The sequence below is a fragment of the Rhodopirellula maiorica SM1 genome, assembly GCF_000346295.1.
Lineage (GTDB): Bacteria > Planctomycetota > Planctomycetia > Pirellulales > Pirellulaceae > Novipirellula > Novipirellula maiorica.
The window spans coordinates 1-4,206 of the sequence record NZ_ANOG01000511.1 but is presented as its reverse complement, the minus strand read 5'-3'; the positions used below and the strand labels follow the sequence as shown (position 1 = coordinate 4,206).

Below are 4,206 nucleotides of genomic sequence, written 5' to 3'. Positions count from 1 at the left end.
CGAACGTTTCACTCGCCTCAACTGGGCGGGCCCCGCGCCCAATGCCATCTACTTTCGTAGTGGGACTCGCCAGAGTTCCTGGTGTTTCAAAAGCAATGATGGGAATTCTGGCGAATCCCACTACTTGAGCATCTCCAGTGGTTGCCAAAGTAGATGGCATTGGGCTCGCGCCGTGCCGCTACCAAGGCAGGCGGCGCTGGGCTTGCGCCTTGCCGCCTAACATTCGTGGGGGATCACTGCTGGATCACCCGTGGGCTCGCCAATTACTTGGCGGCGTCGAAGCGATAGATGCATTCGCCGCGAACACTGTTAGTCAGGTAATAGACCTCTCCCGATGCGTCTTGTCCGAACGCCAGCACAGGGATGCTGTCGGGTAGGACTTGATCGTTGCGGGTCGCTTTGCCTGTTTCCGGATCGTACGACAATGCCCATACGCTGCCGGTGACGTAGTCAGCGTAAATGTATTTGCCCGTCAATTCTGCGTTGCGATCGCTACGATAGACTCGGCCGCCGGTGATCGATTTACCGATTGCGTGGTCGTATTCCCAGACCGGTTCGATCGGTTCACTAACGCTTTCGGGCACAGGTTGGCTGCCGAACGGATGGGTTCCTTCGCGGCTGCTCCAGCCGTAGTTGCCGCCTTTGGTGATCACGTCAACTTCTTCCCATGATTCTTGACCGACATCGCCGGCCCACAGGCGACCTGAGGCAGGGTCAAACGCAATTCGCCATGGATTACGAAGTCCATAAGCATAGATTTCGGGTAGTGCGCCCGAGGTGTTAACGAACGGATTGTCTGCGGGAATTGCATAGTTTTTGCCATTGGCTGCGTTGTCGACATCGATCCGCAAGATTTTGCCCAGGATCTTGCCGAGATCTTGGCCGGCTTCGTAGGGATCGTTGCGAAGTCCGCCGTCACCGAGTCCGATGTACAGATAGCCATCGGGACCAAATTCGATACTGCCGCCATTGTGATTTTGAAACGGTTGGTCGATCTCCATCAGCACCACTTCGGATTTTGGATCGGCTTGATGAGGATTGTCTTTGGACATCGTGAAGCAAGAAAGGATCGACTTTTCCGCATCCGCTAACGAGTAGTAAACGTAAAACTTTTGGTTGGATTTGAAGTCGGGGTGTAGCGCCAGTCCAAGCAGCCCTTGTTCGTTTGCACCACGTTTTTTCCAGTCGTAAACCTTTTCTCGTAAATCCAGCACCAGTTGGGACTCGGTCACGTCCGGCTTGTTTTCAAACGACCAAATCATGCCACGTTGCGAGATGGCGTAGAGCCGTTCGGGAGCGTCTTTGGCGTAGGTCAATTCGATCAAACGCAGTGGACGCACTTGTCCGGCGTCGTCGACCGCTTGCCATTGATCCCACTGCAAATTGGGAAACGCCAGGACGCTCTTCATGCCAAGTTTACCGTCGATCGGTTGTTTGACAGGTTGGTCGTCTTCGAGTCGACGGATCTTTATATTCCGGTAAGAAACCAAGTCGCCGTGGTCCTGTAGGCAGATATGGCCTTTGCCAGCCTCGCCGAAGCCTTCCCATTGGGCGAACTTGCTCGCGGCCACTCGGTCCTTCCATGTTTTGTCGCCGATTTTGAAATTGTAGTAGCGTACGCCGTTCATACAGACGCTGCACTGATCGTTACCGATACGCAAGTACAGTTCATTCCATTGGCCAGCCGGCCGGGTGGCGTCAATCGGTGTCTCTTCGCCCCGCGCCGTGCCCGGTTTGTACAGCTGGTACAGCCAGCCAGCCTTTTGCGGATCGTGGCCGTCTTTGTTGTCTTGGATCTGGATTTCGGGGCCGCTGTAGTAGGGACGTCCCTCGCTTTCGACGACATGGAACATCAGCCCGCTGTTGCCCTCTTTGCTGATCTTGTACTGCAGCGAAAGTTCAAACGTGTCGAATTTTTCCTCGGTAATCAAATCGCCGGCGCCTTTGCCGTGGCGAACCAAGGCTCCGTCTTGGACTTTCCAGCCGTCCGATACGTCGTCGCGTTTGTAGTTTCGCCAACCTTCGGTGCTCGATCCATCAAACAATAACTCCCATCCGCTGCGCTTCTCGGACTCGGTCAATTGATTGGCGTCGTCCGCTGGGGCGGATTCCGCGGCATCAGCGGGCCGCGAACCGAAAGGGAGGCATGCCAGACAAAGGCCGGCGATCGTGAGGCTAAGCCGCATTTTCATTTTTGAATCTTGGGTCAAGGGAAAGGGTTGAGTTTCAGGTAGGGTTTCTGGAGCCAACAACATTTTGGGCCAAGGTTGAATGTGGATCCCGCACGCCCGATAACAGGCAAACGATATCGCTAAGGGAACCGTGACCGAGGACGTGCCGTGTTCCTCGAACCATTTTTTTGCTCAAGGTCGGTTCCTAGTATCGTTCGGCTGCGGACTGCCGACAACATGTCGGACGCAGCCAGCCGCATTCTTTCCTGTCGGGCGGCGATTGGGGGATGTCGTTCAGGGGATTGGCTGCGTTGACGACGCATTCGTGCTGGCGATGCGGCGTGAGACGGTCGCCGGTATGCCGTTTGCATTTATGCCGTTTGCATTCGAATCATGCCGTTTTGAGGTTTCGATTGCAGTGTAAACTAGCGATGCGATCCTCGCGTAACTGACACGTCGCTGCGTCCATTCCGATTGCTCCAATTTAGTCGAGCAATCGATTTGCGTCCTGTTAGACTGGGGGTTCCTAATCCCCTGCACACATTTGCCGCTCTGCGTGTTAAACTACTCTCGCCCGAACGGATGCAAGAAACTCATCGTTCCTACCGCGAATCTATGAAAACGACTCAGCAAGTCTACGACTTTCTCGCTCCTGCATCCCAGCCTGATGATCTGGGACATGCTCGGTTCGTATCGAGTGATCAGCGAGTTGGGTAAGGGGGGCATGGGGTACGTTTTCCGCGCCGAGGACACGCGTCTTAAACGCACCGTCGCCTTGAAGGTGATGAACAAAAAGATTGCCGCGACTCCCAACAGTCGTGCTCGATTTATCGAAGAAGCACGAGCGATGGCCGCGGTCCATCACGACAACGTGGTGGTGATCTTTGAAGTCGGCGAACGCAACGGCACGCCTTTTATGGCGATGGAATTGCTCAACGGTCAGACGCTTGAATCCTTGAATCTGAGCAAAACGCAGCTGGGTTTCGAAAAGATCCTCGACTTTGCCAAACAGATCACACGCGGACTTGCCGCGGCACATGCCAAGGAAATTGTCCATCGCGATATCAAGCCGGCGAATATTTGGATCGAAGAAGGGAACGATCGAATCAAAATTCTCGATTTCGGTTTGGCGCTTGCTCAGACTCCGGTGGATCGAATTGCAGGAAGCGGTTCGGTAATTGGCACGCCGGGGTATCTATCACCCGAACAAGCACGTACCGATCCGCTGGATGATCGCAGCGATTTGTACAGTTTGGGTGTGGTGTTGTACGAGTTATGTACCGGACGTTTGCCGCTTGCCTCGTCGTCGGTCTCGGGGCAATTGGTCGCCATCCTATCGCACAAACCTAAGCCGATCCGTGAACTGAATCCTGAGATTCCCACGCCGCTTGCTGATCTTGTTCATCGCTTGTTAGCGAAAGAGGCTCGCGAGCGACCTGCGTCAGCCAATTTGTTGCTCGAAGAATTACAGCGTGTCGAGGTCGAGTGCCACGCGAAATCCGAGGTGGCTCAAGCGATCAATAAGTTGCAGCTGGGGTTGAGCGAAGTCGTCAGCAAAAAACAAAACCACGATATCTTTGACGATCGTTTGGTCGATGCGGCTGCCGAAGACGTTCCGGATCCGTTTGCGTTTCCCTCGGTACCAGCGACTCCGGCGGCGATGCCAAGCCCGTTAGCCGCTCCGGCGGCACCCATGGCACCTCAACGCCCGCTTGGTACCCCGGTGAAGCAACCGGCTGCGGCGAAGAAAAAGGAACCCACAGCATCGGTGGACTGGAAACGGTATGCACCCTTCATCGCCATCGGCGTGTTGGCATTGCTGTTGATCGTCGTTGCGATTTTTGCGTTAGTAACAAGCGGATCGAGTTCCTCACCGCCGATTGCACAATCCGCTCCGGTCAGTTCCTCGGTTACTGAATCGTCCAATGCGTCCCAACCGAATGCCAACCGCGGTAATCCGCCAGCCAAACCCACGGTGAAAAAAGCCGATTCACCCGCTGAAAAGAAACAGACATCCGCGAAGAAGTCGAACAAG

At 54.9% G+C, this 4,206-nt stretch carries 2 protein-coding genes; one reads left to right on the top strand and one right to left on the bottom strand.

The annotated features are described in order from the left end of the window. Positions 1–263: 263 nt before the first annotated feature. Positions 264–2,192 carry a 3-keto-alpha-glucoside-1,2-lyase-like domain-containing protein gene (locus tag RMSM_RS16240; protein ID WP_201767042.1) on the bottom strand — a complete coding sequence of 643 codons (1,929 nt, stop codon included), beginning with the start codon at positions 2,190–2,192 and terminating at the stop codon, positions 264–266. A 646-nt stretch (positions 2,193–2,838) separates the two neighbouring features. Here RMSM_RS16240 and RMSM_RS37005 point away from each other — a divergent pair. After that, positions 2,839–4,206: serine/threonine-protein kinase (locus tag RMSM_RS37005; protein ID WP_008698326.1), on the top strand; the 1,368-nt coding region annotated here is incomplete at its 3' end.